The sequence below is a fragment of the Bradyrhizobium sp. LM2.9 genome (assembly GCF_054056555.1).
This window is the reverse complement of record NZ_JBSRYJ010000002.1, coordinates 6,866,781-6,891,725: the sequence shown is the minus strand read 5'-3', so window position 1 is coordinate 6,891,725 and position 24,945 is coordinate 6,866,781. Positions and strand designations below refer to the sequence as shown.

16 protein-coding genes and 5 pseudogenes are annotated in these 24,945 nt (G+C 63.8%); 11 read left to right on the top strand and 10 right to left on the bottom strand.

Annotated features, from left to right (window positions below; all coding sequences use genetic code 11):
* Positions 1-277 precede the first annotated feature (277 nt).
* Positions 278-1,066 (top strand): hypothetical protein, encoded by a 789-nt coding sequence (locus tag ACVWW3_RS35155; protein ID WP_456651637.1) that lies wholly within the window; start codon positions 278-280, stop codon positions 1,064-1,066.
* 126 nt (positions 1,067-1,192) lie between these two features.
* Complete coding sequence (locus ACVWW3_RS35150) at positions 1,193-2,200, top strand: DUF3592 domain-containing protein (protein WP_456672307.1); 1,008 nt, start codon at positions 1,193-1,195, stop codon at positions 2,198-2,200.
* A 716-nt stretch (positions 2,201-2,916) separates the two neighbouring features.
* On the opposite strand, the gene ACVWW3_RS35145 is transcribed toward ACVWW3_RS35150, so the two are convergent.
* The 9 genes and pseudogenes from ACVWW3_RS35145 to ACVWW3_RS35105 form a co-directional block, all read right to left on the bottom strand.
* Complete coding sequence (locus ACVWW3_RS35145) at positions 2,917-3,546, bottom strand: glutathione S-transferase family protein (RefSeq protein ID WP_456652126.1); 630 nt, start codon at positions 3,544-3,546, stop codon at positions 2,917-2,919.
* A gap of 341 nt (positions 3,547-3,887) precedes the next feature.
* A pseudogene (locus ACVWW3_RS35140) lies at positions 3,888-3,965 on the bottom strand (GNAT family N-acetyltransferase); the annotation flags it as partial.
* Positions 3,966-5,473, bottom strand: a pseudogene (gene glpK, locus ACVWW3_RS35135) (glycerol kinase GlpK). It lies immediately after the preceding pseudogene.
* A 253-nt stretch (positions 5,474-5,726) separates the two neighbouring features.
* The gene (locus ACVWW3_RS35130) at positions 5,727-6,500 is read right to left on the bottom strand and encodes an SDR family NAD(P)-dependent oxidoreductase (protein WP_456651640.1); all 774 of its coding nucleotides are present in this window, start codon (positions 6,498-6,500) and stop codon (positions 5,727-5,729) included.
* A gap of 125 nt (positions 6,501-6,625) precedes the next feature.
* Positions 6,626-7,768 carry a pimeloyl-CoA dehydrogenase small subunit gene (gene pimD / locus ACVWW3_RS35125; protein WP_456651641.1) on the bottom strand — a complete coding sequence of 381 codons (1,143 nt, stop codon included), beginning with the start codon at positions 7,766-7,768 and terminating at the stop codon, positions 6,626-6,628.
* A 132-nt stretch (positions 7,769-7,900) separates the two neighbouring features.
* A pseudogene (pimC, locus tag ACVWW3_RS35120) lies at positions 7,901-9,092 on the bottom strand (pimeloyl-CoA dehydrogenase large subunit).
* Between the two features lie 16 nt (positions 9,093-9,108).
* Positions 9,109-10,297: pseudogene (locus ACVWW3_RS35115) on the bottom strand (acetyl-CoA C-acyltransferase).
* A 24-nt stretch (positions 10,298-10,321) separates the two neighbouring features.
* Positions 10,322-11,989: pseudogene (pimA, locus tag ACVWW3_RS35110) on the bottom strand (dicarboxylate--CoA ligase PimA); the annotation flags it as partial.
* Positions 11,990-12,104: 115 nt separating this feature from the next.
* On the bottom strand, positions 12,105-14,201 hold the full coding sequence (locus tag ACVWW3_RS35105) for a 3-hydroxyacyl-CoA dehydrogenase NAD-binding domain-containing protein (RefSeq protein ID WP_456651644.1): 2,097 nt from the start codon (positions 14,199-14,201) through the stop codon (positions 12,105-12,107).
* A 126-nt stretch (positions 14,202-14,327) separates the two neighbouring features.
* Here ACVWW3_RS35105 and ACVWW3_RS35100 point away from each other — a divergent pair, with 126 nt between their 5' ends.
* From ACVWW3_RS35100 to ACVWW3_RS35060, 9 genes are all read left to right on the top strand, one after another.
* Positions 14,328-15,194 carry an IclR family transcriptional regulator gene (locus ACVWW3_RS35100; protein WP_247343920.1) on the top strand — a complete coding sequence of 289 codons (867 nt, stop codon included), beginning with the start codon at positions 14,328-14,330 and terminating at the stop codon, positions 15,192-15,194.
* Between the two features lie 66 nt (positions 15,195-15,260).
* Positions 15,261-16,058 carry an ABC transporter ATP-binding protein gene (locus tag ACVWW3_RS35095; protein ID WP_354044619.1) on the top strand — a complete coding sequence of 266 codons (798 nt, stop codon included), beginning with the start codon at positions 15,261-15,263 and terminating at the stop codon, positions 16,056-16,058.
* Complete coding sequence (locus ACVWW3_RS35090) at positions 16,055-16,768, top strand: ABC transporter ATP-binding protein (protein WP_007599709.1); 714 nt, start codon at positions 16,055-16,057, stop codon at positions 16,766-16,768. Before ACVWW3_RS35095 ends, ACVWW3_RS35090 begins: the two co-directional genes overlap by 4 nt.
* Before the next feature lie 12 nt (positions 16,769-16,780).
* Positions 16,781-17,659 carry a branched-chain amino acid ABC transporter permease gene (locus ACVWW3_RS35085; protein ID WP_247343927.1) on the top strand — a complete coding sequence of 293 codons (879 nt, stop codon included), beginning with the start codon at positions 16,781-16,783 and terminating at the stop codon, positions 17,657-17,659.
* Between the two features lies 1 nt (position 17,660).
* Positions 17,661-18,677, top strand: coding sequence for a branched-chain amino acid ABC transporter permease (locus ACVWW3_RS35080; RefSeq protein ID WP_247343930.1), 1,017 nt, complete (start codon positions 17,661-17,663; stop codon positions 18,675-18,677).
* 31 nt (positions 18,678-18,708) lie between these two features.
* Positions 18,709-19,947: an ABC transporter substrate-binding protein gene (locus tag ACVWW3_RS35075; protein WP_456672306.1), complete on the top strand. Its 1,239-nt coding sequence runs from the start codon at positions 18,709-18,711 to the stop codon at positions 19,945-19,947.
* Positions 19,948-20,068: 121 nt separating this feature from the next.
* Positions 20,069-21,295, top strand: coding sequence for an ABC transporter substrate-binding protein (locus tag ACVWW3_RS35070; RefSeq protein WP_354103076.1), 1,227 nt, complete (start codon positions 20,069-20,071; stop codon positions 21,293-21,295).
* A 240-nt stretch (positions 21,296-21,535) separates the two neighbouring features.
* Positions 21,536-22,765, top strand: a complete 1,230-nt coding sequence (locus ACVWW3_RS35065) for an ABC transporter substrate-binding protein (RefSeq protein WP_247343937.1) — start codon at positions 21,536-21,538, stop codon at positions 22,763-22,765.
* A gap of 185 nt (positions 22,766-22,950) precedes the next feature.
* Positions 22,951-24,234 carry a glycerate kinase type-2 family protein gene (locus ACVWW3_RS35060; protein WP_456651646.1) on the top strand — a complete coding sequence of 428 codons (1,284 nt, stop codon included), beginning with the start codon at positions 22,951-22,953 and terminating at the stop codon, positions 24,232-24,234.
* A 140-nt stretch (positions 24,235-24,374) separates the two neighbouring features.
* Here the strand turns inward: ACVWW3_RS35060 and ACVWW3_RS35055 are convergent, their stop codons facing one another.
* Positions 24,375-24,863, bottom strand: a complete 489-nt coding sequence (locus tag ACVWW3_RS35055) for a MarR family winged helix-turn-helix transcriptional regulator (RefSeq protein WP_456672436.1) — start codon at positions 24,861-24,863, stop codon at positions 24,375-24,377.
* Positions 24,864-24,945: the final 82 nt, after the last annotated feature.

Genomic DNA, 24,945 nt, shown 5'->3' with positions numbered 1-24,945 from the left:
GTTTCGCACTCCGCGTTGCGAGCCCTCACGCCTCAGTGGCGTTGGCGGCTGCACGATCTCGCCTCTCCGGCTTTTTTCGCGCGGGAACCAGACGGTGTGAAGTCGTTCACTTGTCCACTCAACCTGGATTCGATAGCCTACCGGTCTGCTACCTTCAAACCGATGGTTTGCTCGGGATCGAACACATGAAGCAGTTCATTGCACTGTTCGTCGCCGCGATCGTTCTTGTCGTGCTGCCCACGATTGCCTCGGCGGACTGTCCGAAAGGCTACGTGCCATGCGGAGAGCGAAGTCAGTTGTGCTGCCCAGGCAAGTAGCAAGCCGCAAATGGCTTTGGCTTGGCAGCGGAGTTTTTGTCGCGATTGCCCTCGTGATGGTCTCGGTCTACGCTGGCTTCCCGCGAAAGAAGCACACGATCACGGCCATCCTCTCCGAGACCGGATATTTCGAAGTGGTACCGCCAAGCACTTTTGGCGGCCCCGGCACGATCAACACGATCGAGTATCTGAGCAACGGCCGGCTGGAGCTGCATCCGACCTGCGACATCGACCCTACACTCCTGACCGGCAAGATCCAGAGATCGCGGACCGTTGACCGGGACCTGAAGCAGTCGCTCGAGAAGAAGCTCGACGTGTCGGCCCAGGTCAGGGACAAGCTGTCGGCCGTCGCCGGGATGCAGCAGGTCGAGGCGGTCAACCTCAAGCTCGAGAATGCCAACATTCTGCTGATTTCCGACGAGTCGCTGATATCGACCCGGAACGCATTGCTGAAGGCCGAATGCGAGGACGCGATCACCCAGAACGTTTCGAGCGGCGCCGTCGTGTGCCAGACGCGGTCCGTGCTGGAGGCCGATGTCGTCTACGAGATCAAATATCGCAACGCGATTTCGATGGAGGAGAAGGCCAAGCTGACATCCGAGATCGCCGCGAAGCTCGATCTGGACGTACACGAGAGGGCGGACGACAAGGTGTCCGGCTCTCAACTGTTCTTCGGCATAAGATTGTCGCCAAATCCGATCGTCCTGAAGTCCGCGACGGGCGAGATCAAGCCCTGTACGCGGAAATAGTATCGCGTTTTTACGCTTTCGGCGGCGCCAGCGGCTGCACGATCTCCTGAAACGGCACCCTGCCGTGAACGCAACGCGCGCTCGCTGCGACCAATGGCGGTCGCCGCCGAAGAGCAGGGGAATCGGATGCTGAACGCCCAACAATTGATGTGGACACAGATTGCCGCCGGCATCGCAGTGCTGCTGTTTGGATTGACGCTGTTCAATCTGGTCCGCATGCGGGGCCGGATGCAGGCCGCGCGGAGTTGGGACAGGGTTGAGGGTATCATCACGGTCTCCCGGGTCGACCAGCCGGCGGCGCACGCCTCGGACGATCGGAACGACGCCAAGCCCATCATCCGCTATCGCTATCAGGCCGGCGGCCAGGAGCTGGAAAGCGACAAGATCTTTGTCGGCGGCCCCGCCATCACGACGAGGGTCCTGGCCGCAAAACTGACCGGACGCTATCCGGTCGGCGCCCATGTCGACGTCCATGTCGATCCGAAGCAACCGACCGAGGCGCTGCTGGAGCCTGCTGCCGCGCAGAACGTCGCGGCGCTGGTGGCGTTCACCATGGTGTTCGGCGTCATCGCCGCCACCCTGACCGCGCATTCGTTCGCAGGCCACGTGCTCTACGCCGACAATGGCGTTCCGCTGTTCGCGTTCGCGCTGCCGATCATCGTGCTCGTGGGCGGCGTGTTCTGCGTCGCCGAATATGTCAGGACGCGCCGGCTGGCGAGTGCCAGCCTGCGCTGGCCGACCGCGTCGGGCAGGGTCACGCGCTGCGACGTGATCGAGGAAATCATCGAGGAGAAGACCGACCACGACAATCGACCGACGACATCAAAGCTCGTCCACCGCTATCAGGTCGACCTGCGCTATGCCTACAGGGTCGGCAAGCGCGACTTCATCGGCACCGAAGTCGATTGGAACGGCACCATGATCTCCGGGCTGCGCGAGGTCGCCGCAGAGGCCGCGGCGAAATATCGTCCCGGGCAGAGTGTGAAGGTTTATTACGATCCGGACCAGCCGGGACAAGCCGTGCTGGAGCCCGCAAGCCGGGAAGGCGCGCTGGGGCCGCTGATCGGTGCCGCCGTCTGCGCGCTCGTCGGAGGCCTTTTCCTGACAATCCTGATCAAAATCGGATTTGCGTAGCGGCGCCTCTCCCTCCGCCTCTCCCCGCTAGCGGCGGGGCAATCGCATATGACGTCTCAGCGGCGCCTGAGCGAGCGCCTCGTCCTTCGAGACGACCGCTTCGCGGCCTCCTCAGGATGAGGCTCAGCTGCATCCCTCTGCGTTGAAATGCTGCCGCATACTCATCCCTCATCCTAAGGGCCCGCCGCAGGCGGGCGTCTCGAAGGATGGCCGCAGTCGAGCTTCCAGGCATATGCTTCTTCATATGCACTTGCCCTGCCCGCAAGCCGGGAAGGTGCGCTGGGGTCGCTGATCGGTGCCGCCGTCTGCGCGCTCGTCGGAGGCCTTTTCCTGACAATCCTGATCAAAATTGGATTTGCGTAGCGGCGCCTCTCCCTTCGCCTCGTCCCGCTAGCGGCGGGGCAATCGCACATGACGTCTCAGCGGCGCCTGAGCGAGCGCCTCGTCCTTCGAGACGACCGCTTCGCGGCCTCCTCAGGATGAGGCTCAGCTGCATCCCTCTGCGTTAAAATGCTGCCGCATACTCATCCCTCATCCTGAGGGCCCGCCGCAGGCGGGCGTCTCGAAGGATGGCCGCAGTCGAGCTCCAGCCATATGCTTCTTCATATGCACTTGCCCTGCCCGCAAGCGGGAGAGGGAGCCCGCTGCTGATGCTGCCGCATCATGCACGCCAAATGCAATTGCCCTGCCGCCCGCGGAGAGAGATTGAAAAAGGCTCACCCCTTCGGCGGCGCCAGTGGCTGTACGATCTCCCGGAACGGCGCCAGCGCCTCGCAAGCGTCGGCATGCGCCGACAGCGCCGGATAGCGCACGACGTCGAACAACTGCGGATGCGCCTCGCGGGTGAAGCGGACGACGCAGGCCACCGCAACATCGGCATGACCGATGCGATCACCCAGCCAGTACGGCGTGGTCACCTTGGCGCGTTCGGCCTCCAGCACGCCGAGCACGTCAACAATCTGCGCCTCGCAGCGCTCGACCCACAGCGCAAGCTGCTCCTTCCGCAGCACCCGCTCATAGAGCAGGCTCACCGCCTTGTCGCCGAGGCCGGAGGCGAGCGCGCAGATGCGCAGGTGATGCCGCCGCCCGGCGCCGCCGCGCGGCAGCATCGCCTTCTCGAGTCCCACGAACTCGTCGAGATAATCCAGGATGATCGTGCTCTCGATCAGCGCCTCGCCATCGTCGAGCACCAGCGTCGGCACGCGGCGCAACGGATTATAGGGCGCGATCTTGTCGGCATCGCCGAAGGTCGACCACGGCCGGTGCTCGAAGGCGAGCCCGTAAAGCCGGAGCGCAATCGCGACGCGGCGGACGAAGGGGGAGTCGTATTGGCCGATCAGGAACATGGCGAGACCTTTCGTCATTGCCGGGCTTGACCCGCCTGCGAGGCCGAAGCCCCTTCGGCGCGGCGAAGGCCCCGCAATCCATCTTTCCCCAGATTAGGAAGCGATGGATGCCGGGATCAAGTCCGGGCATGACAGAGCTGGGCGCAGGTGCATGCATGATGACGCGATTTGCGATGTTAGTCCTTGGAGTCTCCGTGCTCGCCGCCACCACTGCTCACGCGCAGGACCGCCCGATCGGGTTCTCGACCCCGTCGAAAAACATCGCCTGCCAATTTTTCACCGATAACGGTCAGGGCGTCCTCCGCTGCGACATCATGAACCTGGAGACTCGCCCGCGCCGGCGCGGTCATCTCCAGATGGGTGACGACGGCAGCCATCTTCCCGTTGGGCACATCGGAATAGCCGTCGGGGAGGATCACTCAGTCCCCCTCGTCGCTCGCCAGCACGCCCTTCACCGCGCGCGCCCAGCCCGCGAGCTTCCGCTCCCGTGTCGCCTGGCTCATGTTCGGCTTGAAGCGATGCTCCAGCCGCCAGTTGTCGGCGAATTTGGTCGGCTCGGGATAGACGCCGGCCTGGAGGCCGGCAAGATAGGCGGCGCCGAGCGCAGTCGTTTCCTGGATCACGGGGCGGTCGACCGGCGCGTCCAACAAATCGGCAAGGCGCTGCATGGTCCAGTCGGATGCGGTCATGCCGCCGTCGACGCGGAGCACGACGCTTGCCGTTTCCGAACTCGGCCAGTCGGCGCGCATCGCGGCCCATAGGTCAAAAGTCTGGTAGCAGACGCTTTCGAGCGCGGCGTGGGCGAGCTCGGCGGGGCCGGTGTTGCGGGTGAGGCCGAACAGCGCGCCGCGCACGCGCGGATTCCAATAGGGCGCGCCCATGCCGACGAAGGCCGGCACGAGATAGACGCTCTGCATGGAGTCCGACTGATCGGCAAGAGGTCCGGTCTCGGCGGCGTGCTTGATGATGCCGAGGCCATCACGCAGCCACTGCACCGCCGAGCCCGCGACGAAGATCGAGCCTTCGAGCGCGTAGGTGCGTTTTCCGCCGAGCTGATAGGCGATGGTGGTGAGCAGCTTGTTCTTCGAAGCCACCGGCGTGGTGCCGGTGTTGAGCAGCGCAAAACAGCCGGTGCCGTAGGTCGACTTCATCATGCCCGGGCGGAAGCAGGCCTGGCCGATGGTCGCGGCCTGCTGGTCGCCGGCGATGCCTGAGATCGCGATAGCGCCGCCGAACAGATCGGGCGTGCTCTCGCCGAAGCGGGGAGGGCGGAGGAATCCTTCACCTCGGGCAGCATCGAGCGCGGCACGCCGATGATCTCCAGCAGTTCGTCATCCCACGCGCCGGTATGGATGTTGAACAGCAGCGTGCGCGAGGCGTTGGTGGCATCGGTGGCGTGCACCTTGCCGCCGGTGAGGCGCCACAGCAGATAACAATCGACGGTGCCGAACATCAGCTCGCCGCGCGCGGCGCGCGCCCGTGCGCCGGGGACGTGGTCGAGAATCCAGGCGACCTTGGTGCCGGAGAAATAGGGATCGATGATCAAGCCGGTCTTCTGCGAGATTACCGGCTCGCGGCCGTCTGATTTCAGTTTGGCGCAGATGTCGGCGGTGCGGCGGTCCTGCCAGACGATGGCGCGGTGCACGGCCTGGCCCGTGGCGCGGTCCCACACCACGGTGGTCTCGCGCTGGTTGGTGATGCCGATCGCGGCGATGTCTTTTGCGGTGATGCCGGCCTGCGCGATCGCATCGCGGCAGACCGTCACGGTCGAGGTCCAGATGTCTTCCGGCTCGTGCTCGACCCAACCCGAGGCCGGAAAATGCTGCGGAAACTCCTGCTGTGCACGGGCGGCGATCGAGATGTCGCCGCGAAACACGATCGCGCGCGAGGAGGTGGTGCCCTGGTCGATGGCGAGGACGAAAGACATGGGAGCTACCTTGGTGTTTCCCGGTGACGGGTCATATGTCGCGCCAAAGGGAGCGGATTAGGACGGGAAGGTCAAGGCTGCCGGAATCGTCTTCACCTCGCCCAGCTCGCGGCAGCTCGCGGGGAGAGGTCGGAATTCAAGCGCAGCTTGAATTCCGGGTGAGGGGCGCGAACTCATCGCCAGCCGTATTCCCGGAGACAGTCCCTCACCCCGACGCTCTCCCCGGAAGAGCGGGGCGAGGGAGTAAACCGCTTTACACCGCCGCCGTCGTCACGCCGCCGTCGATGACGATGGTCTGTCCGGTCATGAAGCTCGACGCATCCGAGGCGAGGTAGGCGACTGCGCCTGCGATTTCGTCGGGTTCGCCGATGCGGCGGAGCGGGGTGGCGGCGGTGCGGCGTTTTAGATTCGCTTCATCTTCCCACAGCGCGCGGGCGAAGTCGGTTTTGACGAGGCCGGGCGCGATGCAGTTGACGCGGACGCCTTTCGGACCCCATTCGCCGGCGAGCGAACGACACAGCGCGAAGTCGGCGGCTTTGGAGATGCCGTAGGCGCCGATCACGGTGGAGCCACGCAGGCCGCCGATCGAGGAGATGATGACGACCGAGCCCTTGCCACGCTCGGCCATCTGCGGGATCGCGAGCGCGGAGAGCCAGATGTTGCTCTTGACGTTCGAGCCCATGATCTTGTCGAAGGCCTCGTCGGTGATGTCGAGCAGCGGCCCGTAATACGGATTCACCGCGGCGTTGCAGACGAGGATGTCGATCTTGCCGTAATGTTTCGTGGCGCCCGCGATCAGCGCCTCGACCTCTTGCTTGCGCGCGATGTTGCAGGGGATGACGGTTGCATCGCCGCCGGCCGCATTGATGCCGTCGGCGACCTCCTTGCAGGCGTCGGCCTTGCGCGAGGAGACCACGACTTTTGCGCCGAGCTTTGCGAGCAGCTCGGCGGAGGAGCGACCGATGCCGCGGCTGGAGCCGGTGACCACGGCGACCTTGCCGGTGAGATCGAACGGGGTGTTTTTCATTGTCGCTGCTCCGTTGATTCCGTTTGCTTCGTCATTGCGAGCGCAGCGAAGCAATCCAGAATCTTTCCACGGAGAAAGCCTGGATTGCTTCGTCGCAAGAGCTCCTCGCAATGACGGCGTGGCGCTTAGATCAACCCGCCACCATCCGCGACGCGGCGCTGGTGGTAGTCGGTGTCGCCGAACGAGTTCTCGATCATGGTCAGGCGCTTGAAGTAATGACCGATCTTCGCCTCCATGGTCATGCCGATGCCGCCGTGGAGCTGGATCGCCTGCTGCCCGACGTACTTCAGCGACTTGCCGATCTGCACCTTGGCGGCGGCGATGGCGTTGGAGCGTTCCTTGGCGTCCTCGAAATCGGCCGCCATGGTCGCGAACATCGACATCGATCTTGCCTGCTCGGCGGCGACGAACATGTCGGAGGCGCGGTGCTGGAGCGACTGGAACGAGCCGATCGCGACGCCGAATTGCTTGCGCGTCTTGATGTACTCGACCGTGGTCTTCAGCGACTCGTCCATCAGGCCGACCGCCTCGGCGCAGAGCGCGACGCGGGCTTCGTCCACGACACGCTCGATCAGCGCGAGCGAGTCGTCGGGATTGCCAAGCGCCGCATCAGCCCCGACTTCAACACCGGTGAAGGTGATGTCGGCGGCGTGCAGGCCGTCCTGGGTCGGGTACGACTTCTTGGTCACGCCCTTGGCGCTCGCCGGGACCAGAAACACGCCGATGCCGCTCTTGTCGCGGCGCTCGCCCTTGGTGCGCGCGGTCACGATGAGGGTATCTGCGTTCTCGCCGTTGAGCACGACGAATTTTTCGCCGTCGATGACCCAACCGTCGCCCTTCTTCTTCGCCGTCGTGGAGACGTCGAAGAGATCGTAGCGCGAATTCTTCTCAAGCTGGGCAAACGCCAGCGTCTTGCTGCCGTCGACGATGCCGGGCACATGCGCAGCCTTCTGCGTATCGGAGCCGGCATGGCGCAGGAAGCCGCCGCCGATCACGACGGTTGCGAGATAAGGCTCGAGCACCAATGCCTTGCCGAGCGCTTCCATCACGATCATGGTCTCGACGCCGCCGCCGCCGAAGCCGCCATCGGCCTCCGCGAAAGGCAGACCGAGCAGGCCCTGCTCCGCGAGCTTGCCCCAGACGGCTTTGCTCCAGCCGCCCTTCTCCTTCATGTACTTCTTGCGGCTCTCGAAATCGTAGGAATCGGTCAAGAGGCCGTCGATGCTTTCCTTGAGAAGCCGTTGCTCCTCGTTCAGATCAAAATCCATGTTCTTTGCTCTCCCGGTATCGATTTCGTCATTCCGGCCTTGTGCCGGGCATCCACGTTCTTTCGGCCGCTAGGCGTGGATGGCCGGGTCAAAGCCCGGCCATGACGGTGAGTGCGTGTTAATAGTGTACGATCAAAGCCCCAGCACCGCCTTGGCGATGATGTTGCGCTGGATCTCGTTGGAGCCGCCGTAGATCGAGACCTTGCGGTTGTTGAAATAACTCGGCGCGATCTGGGCGGTCCAGTCCATGGCTTCGTTCGAGCCGTCGTCGCCATGCACGTCGTAGGGCGCGGCGAACGGGCCGATCACTTCCATCAGCAGCTCGGTGGTGGTCTGCTGGATCTCGGAGCCCTTGATCTTCAGGACCGAGGACGCCGGATTGGGCTTGCCCTTGCCGTGCTTGCCTTCGTCGGCGACGACGCGCAACTGCGTGAGCTCGAGCGCCTTGAGCTCGATCTCGCAGGCCGCGAGCTTCTCACGGAAGGCCGCGTCCTGGATGATCGGCTTGCCGCCGGATTCGACTTTGGAGGCCAAGTCGCGGATGCGGCGCAGCCGCTCCTTGGAGACGCCGACCCGCGCGATGCCGGTGCGCTCATTGCCGAGCAGGAATTTTGCGTAGTCCCACCCCTTGTTCTCCTCGCCGATCAGGTTCTCGTAGGGAACCTCGACGTCGTCGAAGAACACTTCGTTGACCTCGACGCCGCCGTCGATGGTCTGGATCGGGCGCACGGTGACGCCCTTCGACTTCATCGAGAACACGATGAAGGAGATGCCCATCTGCTTCTTCGCGGTCGCGTCGGTGCGGCAGAGGCAGAAGATCATATCGGCGTGCTGGGCGAGCGTGGTCCAGGTTTTCTGGCCGTTGATGATCCACTTGTCGCCCTTGCGCTCGGCTTTTGTCTTCAGCGAAGCGAGATCAGATCCGGAGCCGGGCTCGGAGAAACCCTGGCACCACCAATCCTCGACATTGGCAATGCGCGGCAAATACTGCTTCTTCTGCTCTTCGTTGCCGAAGGTGTAGATCACAGGGCCGACCATGCTGACGCCCGAAGGCGAGCGGCTGCGGCGCCGGATAGGACTGCAGCTCCTCGTTGAAGATGTAGTGCTGCACGGAAGTCCAGCCGGTACCACCATATTGCTTGGGCCAGTGGCTGGTGCCCCAGCCCTTCTTGTTGAGGATGCGCCACCACGTCACCATCTCGTCCTTCGAGAGATGGCGGCCCTCGACCAGCTTGCGCCGCGTATCCGGCGGCACGTTACCGCGGAAGAACTCCCGCACTTCCTCGCGAAACGCCTGCTCTTCTTTCGTGAATGCGAGATCCATCGGATCCTCCTGTGAATTACTGCAAAATCTCAAACAAGCCCGCTGCGCCCATGCCGCCGCCGACGCACATGGTGACGACCGCGTACTTCGCCTTGCGGCGGCGGCCTTCGATCAGGGCGTGGCCGGTGAGGCGCGCGCCCGACATGCCGTAGGGGTGGCCGACCGCGATCGCGCCGCCGTCGACGTTGATCTTGTCAGGGTCGATGCCGAGCTTGTCGCGGCAAATACAGGACCTGCACCGCGAACGCTTCGTTGAGCTCCCACAGGCCGATGTCGTCGACCGTGAGGCCGTGACGCTTGAGCAGCCGCGGCACCGCGAACACCGGGCCGATGCCCATTTCGTCCGGCTCGCAGCCGGCGGAGACGAAGCCGCGGAAGATGCCGAGCGGCTTGAGGCCGCGCTTCGACGCTTCCTTGTCGCTCATGATGACGGAGGCGCTGGCGCCGTCCGAGAGCTGGCTGGCATTGCCGGCGGTGACCGAAAAACCTTCACCGCGCACGGCCTTGAGGCCGGCGAGGCCTTCGGCGGTGGTCTCGGGCCGCGGACCCTCGTCTTGCGACAGCGTCACGTCCTTGAACGAGACTGCGCCGGTCGCCTTGTCGGTCGCGGCCATTTTGGTGGTGATCGGCGCGAGTTCGTCCTTGAACTTACCGCCCTGTTGCGCGGCCGCAGTGCGGCGCTGGCTTTCCAGCGAATATTCGTCCTGCTTCTCGCGCGAGATGCCGTAGCGCTTGGCGACGATTTCGGCCGTGTCGATCATCGGCATGTAGACCTCGCCCTTGATCTCGAGCAGCGCCGGGTCCTGGGCGTGGAAGCTGTTCATCTTGTCGTTCTGCACCAGCGAGATGGACTCGCCGCCGCCGCCGACCGCGATCTCGACGCCGTCAAAAATCACCGAGCGCGCGGCGAGCGCGATCGCCTGGAGGCCCGAGGCGCATTGCCGGTCGATGGTGGTGCCGCCAACGGTGACGGGCAAACCGGCGCGGAGCAGCGCCCTGCGCGCGATATTGCCTCCGGTCGTTCCCTGCTGCAGCGCCGCTCCCATCACGACGTCCTCGACCTCCTTCGGGTCGATCTTGGCGCGCGCGACGGCTTCGCCAATGGCATGGCCGAGCAGGGTCGCACCCTCGGTGGCGTTGAGCGCGCCGCGATAGGCCTTGCCGATCGGGGTGCGGGCGGTGGAAACGATGACGGCGTCGGTCAAGAGCGACCTCCTGATACAGGTTTGGGTGGCAAGTTGGGCGGATTGTGATGGTTTCTGCTGCTGACGCAACTCGTGGCGCGACAGCTTTCCGACCGGCGTGCGCGGCAGATCGTCGACGAATTCGACCTCGGCCGGCAATTCGTGCTTGCCGAGCTTGCCGGTGAGCTGCGCGCGCAAATCGTCGAGCGAGAACGGCTTTGCGTCCGGTTTCAGCTTGATGAAGGCCTTCGCGACCTCGCCGCGGTACTGGTCGGGAATGCCGAGCACGATCACCTCGTGCACGCCGGCAATGGTGTAGATCGCCTGCTCGATCATCTGCGGATAAACGTTGAAGCCGCCGGAGATGATCATGTCCTTCTTGCGGTCGACCAGGAAGAAATAGCCGTCCGTGTCGACGTAACCGATGTCGCCGGTGAGGAAGCGGCCGTCGGCAAAGGACTCCGCGGATTCCTTCGGCTTGTTCCAGTAGCCCTGGGTGACGTTCGGGCCCTTGATGCGGATCTCGCCGACTTCGCCCGGCGGCAGCACGTTCGTGGAATTGTCCAGCGAGACGACATCGAGCTCGATGCCGGGCAGCATCAAGCCGATCGAGCCGGGCTTGTCGGGACCTGTGGGCGGATGGCCGGTGCCGGGCGAGCAGGTCTCGGTCATGCCCCAGCCGCTGCGAAGCTTCTTGCCGACCTTGCGCTCGAAGAAATTTGCGATCTCCACCGGAAGCGGCGCACCCCCGGAGCCGATCGTCGCCAGCGAAGAGAAGTCACGCTTGTCGAGATCGGGAAGGGCTGCGATCGCGATCCACATCGTCGGCACGCCCGGGAAATAGGTCGCGCGCTTGATTTCGATATCGCGCATTACTGCTTGGACGTCAAAACGCTGATGCAGCGAGATCAGATTGCCGCGGCTGAGCGAGGATAACAGCACGACGGTGAGCGCGTAGATGTGGAACAGCGGCAGCACACAGATCACGCGCTCGATGGCATCGCCCCGCGTCACGCGCGACGGCTTGCCCCAGACGTCGTAGATCGACACGGCAGAGGTGAGGTTGCCATGGGTGAGCATCGCGCCCTTGGGCAGGCCGGTGGTGCCACCGGTATATTGCAGCAGCGCGACGTCGTCGGCCGTCACGGACGGCCACTGCGCCGGCGCGGTCGCGCCCTCGACGAAGGTCTTGAAGGTGACGATGCGGGGATCAACGGGGATCGCGGCCTGCGGCGTGCCGACCTTGCCCCAATAGTCGTCCTCGCAGACGACGAGGCGATCGATCAACCCCTTCTCCAGGAACTTCAGCGCGGTGGGCAGCAGCGCCGCGAGGTTGGACGTGACGAGCAGGCGCGAGCCGGAATCGGAGACCTTGTGAGTCAGCGCAATCTCGCCGTCGAGCGGGGAGAGATGCGCAACGCGCGCGCCGGCCTTCAGCGCGCCGAAGAAATTGACGGGGTGATCGGGCGTGTTGCCGAGAAACAGCGCGATGGAGGTGTTCTTGCCGCATCCGGCGCGCAGGAACGCGGCAGCCGCACGCTCCGCCATCGCGGCGAGTTCGGTGTAACTGATCGGACGCTCCCGGAATTCCAGCGCGGTGCGCGGGCCGTACTCGGCGGCGGCTTTTGCCAGCAGGTCAGGCAGCGAGCCCTGGACGATGGTGTCGTCCCAACGCACGCCTTCGGGATAAAACTGTTCGCCGGGATGGGTCATTAACGATCGATACTCTGTAGGGCGGTCGTGACGGTGTCGTGTGGGGTGGGCACAAGCGGACCGGCTCCCTTCCCCCATAAGGGGGAAGGGAGCCGAGAGAGCGTGCCAGCCGCCATCACGCCGCTTTCGAGGCCGCCGCGAGCGAGGCGAAGGTCTTGCCTTCGGCCGCGAGCTTCTTCAGCAGCGGCGCGGGCTCGAGGCTGGGATCGTTGGTCTCCCTGGCATAGAAGGAGAGACGATCGGCGATGTGCTTGAGGCCGACGGTGTCGGCCCAGAACATCGGACCACCGCGGTAGATCGGCCAGCCATAGCCGTAGAGCCAGACCACATCGATATCGGAGGGACGCGCCGCGATGCCTTCTTCCAAAATCTTCGCGCCCTCGTTGATCATCGGGTACATCATGCGCTCGAGGATCTCGTCTTCGCTGACAACGCGCTTCTTGCGGCCCAAACGGAGCAGCGTCTCGTCGATCAGCTTTTCGACCTCGGGATCGGGCAGCGCCGAGCGGGAGCCGGCTTCGTACTTGTAATAGCCCTTGCCGGTCTTCTGGCCGAAGCGACCGGCTTCGCAGAGCGCGTCCGCGATCTCGGACTTGATGCCGCGGTCCTTGCGTGAGCGCCAGCCGATATCGAGGCCGGCGAGGTCGCCCATCGCGAACGGGCCCATCGGCATGCCGAACTTCGTCACCACGGCGTCGACCTGCTGCGGCAAGGCACCTTCGAACAACAGCTTCTCGGACTGCTTGCCGCGCTGGGCGAGCATGCGGTTGCCGACAAAGCCGTCGCAGACGCCGACCACGGCCGGCACTTTCGCAATTTTGCGCGCGATCGAGACAGCCGTCACAAGGGCGTCCGGCGCGGTCTTGTCGGCGCGCACGATCTCGCACAGTTTCATGACGTTGGCCGGCGAGAAGAAGTGCATGCCGAGCACGTCCTGCGGGCGCTTGGTCGACTGCGCGATCTCGTCGATGTTCAGGTACGAGGTGTTGGAGGCGAGCACGGCGCCCGGCTTGACGTATTGGTCGAGCTTGCCGAACACTTCCTTCTTCACCGCCATGGTCTCGAACACGGCTTCGATGACCAAGTCAGCATCGCCGACGTTCTCGATGCCGACGACGCCGTTGATCAGCGCCATGCGCTTGGCGGGCGCATCCGCCGGGATGCCGCCGCGCGCCGCGGTCGCTTCCCAGTTCTTCTGCATGATGCCGAGGCCGCGCTTGAGCTGCTCTTCGCCGGTCTCGATCAGGGTGACGGGAACGCCGGCATTGGCAAATGACATCGCGATGCCACCGCCCATGGTGCCAGCGCCGAGGATGGCGACGCGGTTCACGGGCCGCGACTTGGTGCCTTCAGGCACGCCGGCGATCTTGCTGGCCTCGCGCTCGGCGAAGAAGGCATAGCGCTGCGCCTTGGACTGATCGCTGGCGACGAGCTTCAGGAAGCCCTCGCGCTCCTTCTTCAGACCTTCGTCGAACGGTAGGTCAATGGCGTAGCCGACGGCGTCGGCCGCCGCGAAGGGCGCTTCCAGGCCGCGCGACTTCTTGGTCATGGCGGCGACCGCATTGGTGAAGATCGAGCGATCGGCCTTGGCCGCAGCGATCTTGGAATCGTCGTCACGCAGGCGGCGCAGCGGGCGCTTTTCGGCCAGCAGCTTTCGCACGAAGGCCTCGCCTCCGGCAGCCGGGCCCTCGACGATCTCTTCGATCAGGCCGTTTTTCAGCGCTTCCGCCGCACCGATCGGATCACCGCTGACGATCATCTTGACCGCAAGCTCCGGTCCGACCGCGCGCGGCAGGCGCTGGGTGCCGCCTGCGCCCGGCAGCAGGCCGAGCTTCACCTCGGGCAGGCCGAGCTTGGCTTCTTTTACAGCGACGCGAAAATGACAGGCGAGCGCGACCTCGAGGCCGCCGCCGAGTGCGGTGCCGTGGATCGCGGCAACGACCGGCTTCGGCGAATTCTCGATCTCGGAAAGCACGTCGTTGAGGGCGGGCGCCTTCGGCGGCTTGCCGAATTCGGTGATGTCGGCGCCGGCAATGAAGGTGCGGCCAGCGCAGGTCAGCACAATGCCCTTGATCGCGGGATCGGCGATCGCGGCCTTGATGCACTCCAAAATACCGCCGCGAACCGCGGCACTCAGCGCATTGACCGGAGGGCTGTCGACCGTGACGATCCCGACTTCGTCATGACGCTCAAGCTTGACCACTTCGCTCACGATGTCCCTCCTTGCTGGGTAACTTTGTTCGATTTCGCATTGCGGAATTTAATTCCGCATCTTGACGGCAGGGTTATTTTGAAGCACGTGGCTTGTCAACGACTCCGCGCAAGAAGCAGATCAGGGATGAAGCGTACAGGAAAGAAGACCGCGACCGATCGGAATTTCGTCGTCGCGCTTTCCCGCGGACTAGACGTATTGCGCGCATTCCAGCCCAGCGACGGACTTCTTGGCAATCAGGAAATCGCGGCCCGCACCAACCTGCCCAAACCGACCGTTTCGCGGCTGACCTATACGTTGACGAAGCTCGGTTATCTGACGCCGGTTCCCCGCTTCGAGAAGTATCAGCTTGCGCCGGCTGCGATGGCGCTCGGCTACGCGGCGCTATCCAATCTCGGCGTTCGGCATTTGTCCGAACCGTTCCGCGAGGAAATGATGCGCGCGACCGGGGGAGCCGTCGCGATCGGTGGCCGCGACCGCCAAAGCATGATCTATTTCGGGCAAAGCCGCGGCAGCGAGACGGTCGGCGTTCAACTTGACGTCGGCTCCCGCGTGCCGATTGCAACCACCGCGATGGGCCGCGCCTATTTCTGGGCGCTGAACGACGACGAGCGTGCCGAATTGTTGCGCGATCTGCGCGAGCATTACGGCAGCCGCTGGCCCAAGATGCGCGACGGACTGGAACGTTCCGGCGAAACAATCGCGAAACATGGTTTTGCGACCTCGGTCGGCGACTGGCACGACGACATCGGCGCCGCCGGCGTCGCGCTCAAGCTCAATGACGGAACCGGTCCCTACGCATTTAATTGCGGCGCGCCCGCATTCCGCTTCACGGAAGAGCGTTTGATCAACGACATTGGACCGCGTCTGCTTGCGATGGTAAGGAACATCGAAGCGGCGCTCGGGGGTCTGATGCCGCATTCCAAAAAAGACGTCAGCAAAAAGCTGAAATCAGGAGGAAAAGTTGCGCGTGTGGTCGAGGGGATCAGATAGCCTTTGTGATCATCAGGAGCGGTTCGTATCGCCCCTTCGTCCACTCAACAGCGTGGGCGAGACGAGATGACGCAGGCACAGCTCGCGCAGGGGACATCGCCCCTGCTCGCGGTTCGCGACGTCAGCGTCGTGTTCGGCGGCATTGTCGCGCTCAACGGCGTGTCCTTCGACATGCACAAGGGCCAGATCCTCGGCTTGATCGGCCCCAACGGCGCTGGCAAGACCACGCTCTTCAACTGCCTCTCCCGGCTCTATCAGCCGTCGTCCGGCGACATCCTGATGGAGGGCGCGACCATCCTGAAGCGGCCGCCGCACCGGATCGCGGAGATCGGCATCGGCCGCACCTTCCAGAACGTGGCGCTGTTTCCGAACCTCTCGGTGATGGACAATGTCCGCGTCGGCACCCATGCCCGCACCTCCAGCGACATCATCAGTGACTCGCTGCGTCTCGCCTGGATTCGCCGCAGCGAAGCCGACGTCAACAAGAAGGTGCACGAGATCCTCGCCTATCTGAACCTCGAGGATGTCGCCCACACCGTCGTGTCCGGCCTGCCTTTCGGCACGCAAAAACGCGTCGAGCTGGCGCGCGCGCTTGCTGCCGATCCGAAGATCCTGCTGCTCGACGAGCCCGCCGGCGGCCTCAACCACGAGGAAGTCCACGTTCTCGGCGACCTCATTCGCCGCATCCGCGACGAGCGCCACATGACCGTGCTGCTGGTGGAGCACCACATGGGCCTCGTGATGTCGATCGCCGACCACGTCGTCGCGCTGAATTTCGGCAAGAAGCTCGCGGAAGGCACGCCGGCCCAGGTGCAGGCGGATCCCGACGTCATCAAGGCCTATCTCGGGAGCAAGGACCAATGACGACGCTGCTCAACGTCAAGGACCTGCGCGCCTATTACGGCCAGGTCCAGGCGCTTCACGGCCTGTCCTTCTCGCTCAGCGAGGGATCGCTGACGACGCTGTTAGGGGCGAACGGCGCCGGCAAGACCACTACGCTGCGCGCGATCTGCAATATGGTGCGCTCCACCGGCGGCATCGAGTTCGACGGCAAGCCGCTGAACAACCGCTCCACCGAGAGCATCGTGCGGTTCGGTATCGCGCATGTGCCGCAGGGCCGCGGAACCTTCACCACCATGACAGTGGAGGAGAACCTCCAGCTCGGCGCCATCACCCGCAAGGACAGCGCCGGCATCGTCTCCGACATCGAGCGGATGTATGCGCATTTCCCGGTGCTGAAGCAGCGGCACACCCAGCAGGCCGGCACGCTTTCGGGCGGCGAGCAGCAGATGCTCGCGGTCGCCCGCGCCCTGATGCTGCGGCCGCGGCTGATGCTGCTGGACGAGCCGTCATTCGGCCTGGCGCCGCTCGTCGTGCGCGACCTGTTCGGCATCCTCGGGAAGATCAACCGCGAGGACAAGGTGTCGATCCTGGTGGTGGAGCAGAACGCCCAGCTCGCGCTCGAGCTCGCCGACCAGGCCTATGTGATCGAGACCGGACGCATCGTGATGTCGGGCAATGCCAAGGACATCGCGAACAACGAAGAAATCCGCAAATCCTATCTGGGCTACTGAGGAGCCGGCACGATGGAGCTTTTCACCAACCAGGTGCTGGCCGGGATCGCCACGGGCGCGATTTACGCCTGCATGGCGCTCGCCGTGGTCATGATCTACCAGGCGATCGACCATCTCAACTTCGCGCAGGGCGAGATGGCGATGTTCTCGACCTTCATCTCCTGGCAGCTGATGCAATGGGGCATCCCCTATTGGGCCGCCTTCGTGATCACGCTGGCATTATCCTTCGTCGGCGGCATCGCGATCGAGCGCATTCTTTTCAAGCCGCTCGCCAAGGCGCCGGTGCTGACCAACGTCGCCGGCTTCATCGCGCTGTTCGCGATCATCAACTCCTCGGCTGGCCTGATCTGGGACTTCACCATCAAGCAGTATCCGACCCCGTTCGGTTCCTCGCCGTTCCTCGGCAGCCAGCTGATCTCGACCCACCAGGCCGGCATGATCGGCGTTACCGTGCTGCTGCTGCTCGGCCTCTACTTCTTCTTCCAGTACACCAAGATCGGCCTCGCCATGCGCGCGGCCGCCTCCGTGCCTGAATCGGCCCGGCTGGTCGGCATCAACACGAGTTGGATGATCGCGTTGGGCTGGGGCATGGCCTCCGCGATCGGTGCAATCGCCGGCATGCTGATCGCACCGGTCGTGTTCCTCGAGCCCAACATGATGGGCGGCGTGCTGATCTACGGCTTCGCCGCGGCGGTGCTCGGCGGACTGACCAGCCCGTTCGGCGCCGTGGTCGGCGGCTTCCTGGTCGGCGTCTTCGAAAACCTCGCCGGCACCTACATTCCCGGCGTCGGCAACGAGCTGAAGCTCCCGATCGCGCTCGCGCTGATCATCTCCGTCCTGGTCGTCAAACCCGCTGGCCTGTTCGGCCGGCACATCGTCAAGCGAGTTTGATATGAGCGCTGCAGAAGATGTCGTAACGGAAGCCCCGGCGATCGATGCGGTTCCGAAGCGGGCGATGACGCTGGGCACGGGCACCTCCCTGTTGGTGCTGGCGGTGCTGTTGATCGTGCCGGTGTTCGTCAAGAACTTCATCATCTTCCAGATGACGATGCTCCTGATCTACGGGCTGGCGGTGCTGGCCTTGAACATCCTGACGGGCGGCTCCGGCCAGTTCTCGCTCGGCCAGAGCGCCTTCTACGCCGTGGGCGCTTATACGTCGGCGGTGCTGATGGAGTACTTCAACGTCAACTATGCGCTGACAATTCCGATTTCCGCCGCGGTCTGCTTCGGATTCGGCTACCTGTTCGGCAAGCCGGCGCTGCGGCTGTCGGGCGTCTATCTCGCGCTCGCGACCTTTGCGCTTGCCACCGCGATGCCGCAGCTGCTGAAGCTGAACTTCCTCGAGCACTGGACCGGCGGCGTGCAGGGCCTCGTCGTCACCAAGCCGGACGCGCCGTTCGGGCTGCCGATGTCGCAGGACATGTGGCTATACTACTTCTCACTCGCCGTCGTGCTCGCGATCTACATCTTCTCGGTGAACCTGCTGCGCTCCCGCTCGGGCCGCGCCTTCATGGCGATCCGCGACAACGAGATCGCGGCCTCCTCGATGGGCGTCAACGTCGCGCTCTACAAGACGCTGGCCTTCGGCGTGTCCGCCGGCATCACCGGCGTTGCCGGCTCGCTTGGCGCCATCGCCGTGCAGTTCGTCGCGCCCGACAGCTACACCATCACGCTGGCGATCTCGCTGTTCCTCGGCATGGTCGTCGGCGGCGTCGGCTGGCTGCCCGGCTCGTTCGTCGGCGCAGCCTTCATCATCTTCGTGCCGAACATGGCGGAGGGCATCTCCAAAGGCCTGTCCGGCGCGGTATTCGGCGTACTGTTGTTCCTCGTCATCTACCTGGTGCCGCACGGCGCAAGGCAGATCGCGATTCTGGGCCAGCAACTCGTCGGCCGGCTCAGAAAGAACTGAAAATCCGTTAATTTAACCAAGGAGACCCGAATTGCTTTTTGAAAGAACACTGCGAACCGCTGCGCTGGTCACGGCAACGGCGGTCATCACTCTCACCTCCGGCGCAGCACTCGCGCAGAAGAAATACGACACCGGCGCGTCCGATACCGAGATCAAGATCGGCAACATCATGCCGTACAGCGGCCCGGCGTCGGCCTATGGCATCATCGGCAAGACCGAAGAAGCCTATTTCAAGATGGTCAACGACAAGGGCGGCATCAACGGCCGCAAGATCACCTTCGTCACCTATGACGACGGCTATTCGCCGCCCAAGGCCGTCGAGCAGGTCCGCAAGCTGGTCGAGAGCGACGAGGTGCTGGCCGTGTTCAACCCGCTCGGCACGCCCTCGAACAGCGCGATCCAGAAGTACCTCAACGCCAAGAAGATCCCGCAGCTGTTCGTCGCCACCGGCGCCACCAAGTGGAACGACGCGAAAAACTTTCCCTGGACCATGGGCTGGCAACCCTCCTACCAGAGCGAAGCGCAGATCTACGCGAAATGGCTGTTGAAGGAAAAGCCGGACGCCAAGATCGCGATCCTCTACCAGAATGACGATTTCGGCAAAGACTACCTCAAGGGCACCAAGGACGGCTTGGGCGCCAAGGGCGCGTCCATGATCATCATGGAAGAGAGCTACGAGGTGTCCGAGCCGTCGATCGACGGTCACATCGTCAAGATCAAGGCTGCCAATCCCGACGTGCTGTTGATCTACACGACGCCGAAATTCGCTGCCCAAACCATCAAGAAGACAGCCGAGCTGAGCTGGAAGCCGCTCCAGATCCTCACCAACGTGTCGATCTCGGTCGGCAGCGTGATGAAGCCGGCCGGCTTCGAGGCTGCGCAGAACGTGCTCTCGGCCGCCTACGCCAAGGACTCGACGGACCCGCAGTGGGCCAACGACCCCGGCATGAAGAAGTGGAACGAGTTCGTCGACAAGTACATGCCGGGTGCCGACAAATCCGACACCAGCATGGTCTATGGCTACGGCGCGGCGTCGACGCTGGCCAAGGTCCTGGAGATGTGCGGCGACGATTTGACCCGGGCCAACATCATGAAGCAGGCGGCCTCATTGAAGGATTTTGCTCCGGACACGCTGCTGCCCGGCGGCGTCAAGATCAACACCAGCGCCACCGACTTCGCCCCGATCGCGCAGCTCCAGATGCAGCGCTTCAAAGGCGAGAAGTGGGAACTCTTCGGCGAGATCATCAGCGGCGACGTCGCCACGGAGTGATACTCTGACGCAATAATCCAACGCCTCGAGAAGCCCCCGCGAGCAATCGCGGGGGCTTTTTGTTGACGTCGAGCGTCAATCTTGTTCAATGCGGCGCCGATCCAGCCGGGGTGGGAGAGAAATGACTGCTGTTCGATTTCAGGTTGCGGCCCTGTTGGCCGCATTCATATTGTGCACTGCGATGAGCGGCCCTGCACTGGCGCAGAAAAAATACGACAGCGGCGCTTCCGATACCGAGATCAAGATCGGCAACATCATGCCCTATAGCGGCCCGGCCTCCGCCTACGCGGCGATCGGCAAGGCCGAGGAAGCCTATTTCAACAAGATCAATGCCGAGGGCGGCATCGGCGGCCGCAAGATCAAGTTCATCTCCTATGACGACGGCTATTCGCCGCCGAAGACGGTGGAGCAGGCGCGCAAGCTGGTCGAGAGCGACGGGGTGCTGCTGATCTTCGGCTCGCTCGGCACCTCCACCAACGGCGCCATCCGCAAATACATGAACGAGAAGAAGGTGCCGCAATTGTTCGTGGCGAGCGGCGCTTCGAAGTGGAACGATCCCAGGCAGTATCCCTGGACCATGGGTTGGCAGCCGAGCTATGCGAGCGAGGCGCACATCTACGCCAAGTACATCATGAAGGAGAAGCCGGACGGCAAGATCGGCGTGCTCTACCAGAACGACGATTTCGGCAAGGACTATCTGAAGGGGCTGAAGGACGGCCTTGGGCCCAAGGCCTCGATGATCGTGCTGGAGGAAGGCTACGACACGTCCGAACCGGCCATCGACGAGCACGTCGTGAAATTGAAGGCCGCCGGCGCCGACATCCTCATCAGCATCACCACGCCGAAATTTGCCGCCCAGGCGATCAAGAAGGCGGCCGAGATCAACTGGCACCCGGTCCACATCATCTCCAACGTCTCGGCCTCGGTCGGCGGCGTGCTCGAGCCGGCGGGGCTCGAGATCTCGCAAGGCATCCTGTCGGCGAGCTACACCAAGGACGGCTCCGACCCGCAATGGAACGCCGATGACGGCATGAAGAAGTTCTATAACTTCCTCGCGCAATACGCTCCCACGGCCAACAAGCTCGATGCCGGCGTGGTGTTCGGCTATGCCGCCGCGCAGACCATGGTGAAGGTGCTGCAGATGTGCGGCGATGACCTTACCCGCGAAAACGTCATGAAGCAGGCCGCCAGCCTGAAGGATTTCGAGCCCGATACGCTCTTGCCCGGCATCAAGATCAACACCGCGCCGGACAATTTCGCCCCGATCGAGCAGCTCCAGATGATGCGATTCAAAGGCAAGAAATGGGAGCTGTTCGGCGACATCATATCGAGCGATCCTGGCCATTGAGCCCGATCAACTCAAAATCGCGCTATTCAAATTAATCAATCAGCGGCGGTCGCGATTTTTTCGCAGCGCACACGATCCCGCGGCCGCCTTTGACTACTAAAGAAGCAGCCCCTGCGACGCCGTCGCAGGGGCTTTCTGTTGAAGGCATCAGGTAAATCGTATTGAATTGCGGCCGCGTCACCAAAAACAAGCAACGCAAGAAAAGGAACGCACACACACCAAGAAAATAGGGAGATAGGAATGCCCGCTGTCACCGGCAAACTTGCGGCCGCGTCACTGGCGCTTGCGCTCATTGCGGCCTCGGCCTCCACTGCATCGGCCCAGAAGAAATACGATACCGGCGCGACCGATACCGAGATCAAGGTCGGCAACATCATGCCCTACAGCGGACCGGCCTCCGCCTACGGCATCATCGGGCGGACCGAAGCCGCCTATTTCAAGAAGATCAACGACGAAGGCGGCATCAACGGCCGCAAGATCAACTTCATCTCTTACGACGACGCCTATTCGCCGCCGAAGACGGTGGAGCAGGCGCGCAAGCTGGTCGAGAGCGACGAGGTGCTGCTCATCTTCAACTCGCTCGGCACACCGCCGAACTCGGCGATCCACAAATACATGAACTCGAAGAAGGTGCCGCAGCTCTTCGTCGCGACCGGCGCCACCAAGTGGAACGATCCGCAGAACTTCCCGTGGACGATGGGCTGGCAGCCCAACTACCAGAGCGAGACGCAGATCTACGCGAAGTGGCTGCTCAAGAACAAGCCCGACGCCAAGATCGCCGTGCTGTTCCAGAACGACGATTACGGCAAGGACTATCTCAAGGGCCTGAAGGACGGCCTCGGCGCCAAGGCCGCCTCGATGATCGTCATCGAAGAGAGCTATGAGACTTCGGAGCCGAGCATCGACAACCACATCGTCAAGCTGAAATCGACCGGCGCCGACGTCTTCATGAACATCACGACGCCGAAATTCGCAGCCCAGGCGATCAAGAAGAACGCCGAGATCGGCTGGAAGCCGCTGCACTTCCTCAACAACGTCTCTGCCTCCGTCGGCAGCGTGATGAAGCCTGCCGGGTTCGAGAACGGCCAGGACATTATCTCGGCCGATTATCTGAAGGACGTGTCGGATCCCGAATGGGCCAACGATCCCGGCATGAAGGACTTTCTTGCGTTCATGACCAAATACTTCCCCGACGGCGACAAGCTCGATAAGGGCACCATCGTCGGCTATGCCGTGGCACAGACGCTGGTCCACGTCTTGAAGCAGTGCGGTGATAATCTCACGCGCGAGAACATCATGAAGCAGGCCGCTGGCATGAAGAACTTCCGCACGGAGGCGCTGCTGCCGGGAATCCAGATCAACACGTCCCCGACCGACTTTGCCCCGATCAGCCAGCTCCGGCTCGAGAAGTTCAAGGGCGACAAGTGGGAGCTGTTCGGCGACGTGATCAGCGCCGACGTCGGCGGCTAGCCCCGACACGACAACAAGCCCCCTGCGAACTCTCGCAGGGGGTTTTTGCTTGCGCGCCGATTATGATCACGCGATTGCACAATCGAATGACGACAAAGCCCGCTTACGCTTTCGCGCCTGATGCGGTAGGCAGGTGAACGGCGCGTTTGCCGCCAGTCTTTTCTGTCCGCTCAAGGCCTTTCGTCATGACCGACCGACGCCCCCTGCTCCGCGCGCTCTACGACGCCGCCGTTGCCGCCGCCCATCCCAACACTGTGCTGGCGCCTCACTTGCGGCCTGCACCGAGGGGACGCGTGATCTGCCTCTCCGCCGGCAAGGGCGCGGCCGCGATGGCCGCGGCGGCAGAGCGGCATTATCTCGACACGCTCGGGCTCGCACCGGAGCGCCTCGTCGGCATCGCCACCACGCGCCACGGCTACGGCGTGCCGACCCGCCGCATCCGCGTGGTCGAGGCCGGCCATCCCGTGCCTGACGAGGCCGGCCTGAAGGGCGCGGCCGATACCCTCGCGCTCGCAAGCGAGGCCGGACCCGATGACCTTCTCCTGGTGCTGCTCACCGGCGGTGGCTCGGCGAACTGGATCGCGCCTGTCGACGGCATCAGCTTCGCGCAGAAGCAGGCGGTCAACAAGGCGCTGCTCCGCTCGGGCGCGCCGATCGGCGAGATGAATATCGTGCGCAAGCACCTGTCGCGGATCAAGGGCGGGCGGCTGGCGCGCGCCGGCAAAAATGCCGCCGAGATCATTACGCTCGCGATCTCCGACGTGCCGCATGACGACCCCTCCGCGATCGCCTCGGGCCCCACCGTGCCCGATTCGACCACGCTCGCCGACGCGCGTGCGATCGTGACCAAGTACAAGCTCGACATCGACGATGCCGTCCGCCGCGCGCTGGACGTCCCCGCCAACGAGAGCTGCAAACCGGGTGACGCCGCCTTCGCACGCGCGCATTTCGAATTGATCGCACGTCCGAAGCAATCGCTCGATGCCGCGGTGAAACTCGCGCACGAGGCAGGTTACGAGACCATCGATCTCGGCGCCGATCTGGAAGGGGAGGCCCGCGAGGTTGCCGCCGATCACGCCAGGCTGGCGCTTCAGGCCCGCGCGCAAGGCAAGCGCGTCGCGATCCTCTCCGGCGGCGAGCTCACGGTCACCGTGCGCGGCCAGGGGCGCGGCGGCCCGAACCAGGAATACGCGCTGGCGCTCGCCGACCTGTTGAAGGACACGCCAAACATCTCCGCGCTCGCTGGCGATACCGACGGCGCCGATGGCGGTGCCGGCAATCCCACCGACCCCGCCGGCGCGCTGATCGACGCGGCGACGTTCGCGAAGATGAAGGCGCAGGGGCTGCAGCCGCAGGCGTATCTCGCCAGCAACGACGCGACGACGTTCTTCGAGGCGACGGGTGACCTGTTGCTGCCGGGGCCCACGCTGACCAACGTGAACGATATAAGGGTGATTCTGGTCGACTGAGGCGCCTGCCCCAATCACAGCGTCATTTCCCGCGAAGGCAGGAAATCCAGTACGCCGCGGCTTCTCCATCACCCACTACTGCCCCTGGAACACTGGATCGCCCGCCTTCGCGGGCGACGACAGCTGAGCCGACCGCCCCGTTAAAACTCGTTGGCGATCTTCGAGAGCATCCCGAGCAGCGCTTCGCGGTTGGAGGGGCCGAGCAGCTCGTTCAGCCGGGCCTCGTGCTTGGTGGCGACGAGCTTCTTGGCGCGGGCCAGCACCGCCTTGCCCTTGTCGGTCAGCACCAGGATGTGCGAGCGGCGGTCGTTGGTGGAGCGGATCCGCGCGCAAAGGTCGCGGCTCTCGAGATTGTCGAGCATGGCGACGAAATTCGGGCGCAGGATGCCGAGGGTGGAGGCGATCTCGGTCTGGTTACGGCCCGGATTTTTCTCGACCAGCAGCAGAACGGAGAACTGCGCGGGCGTGAGCTGAAGCGAGGCCATGCAGCGCAGGAAGTTCTCGAACACCTTGAGCTGCGCCCGCTTCAGCACATAGCCGAGCTGCTCCGAGAGCTCGCCGAGCTGGAGGGCTTCGCCGGGCCCCTGGACCTTGCACCTCGGCCGCGTCTTTGCGGACCTTGGCCGGATCGGCGGGCTTTTCAGAGGACTTTTCGGAGGTTTTCGAAACGGTCATCGCCTCATGCTCGTAATCCCGCTAAGTTCGGGAGGG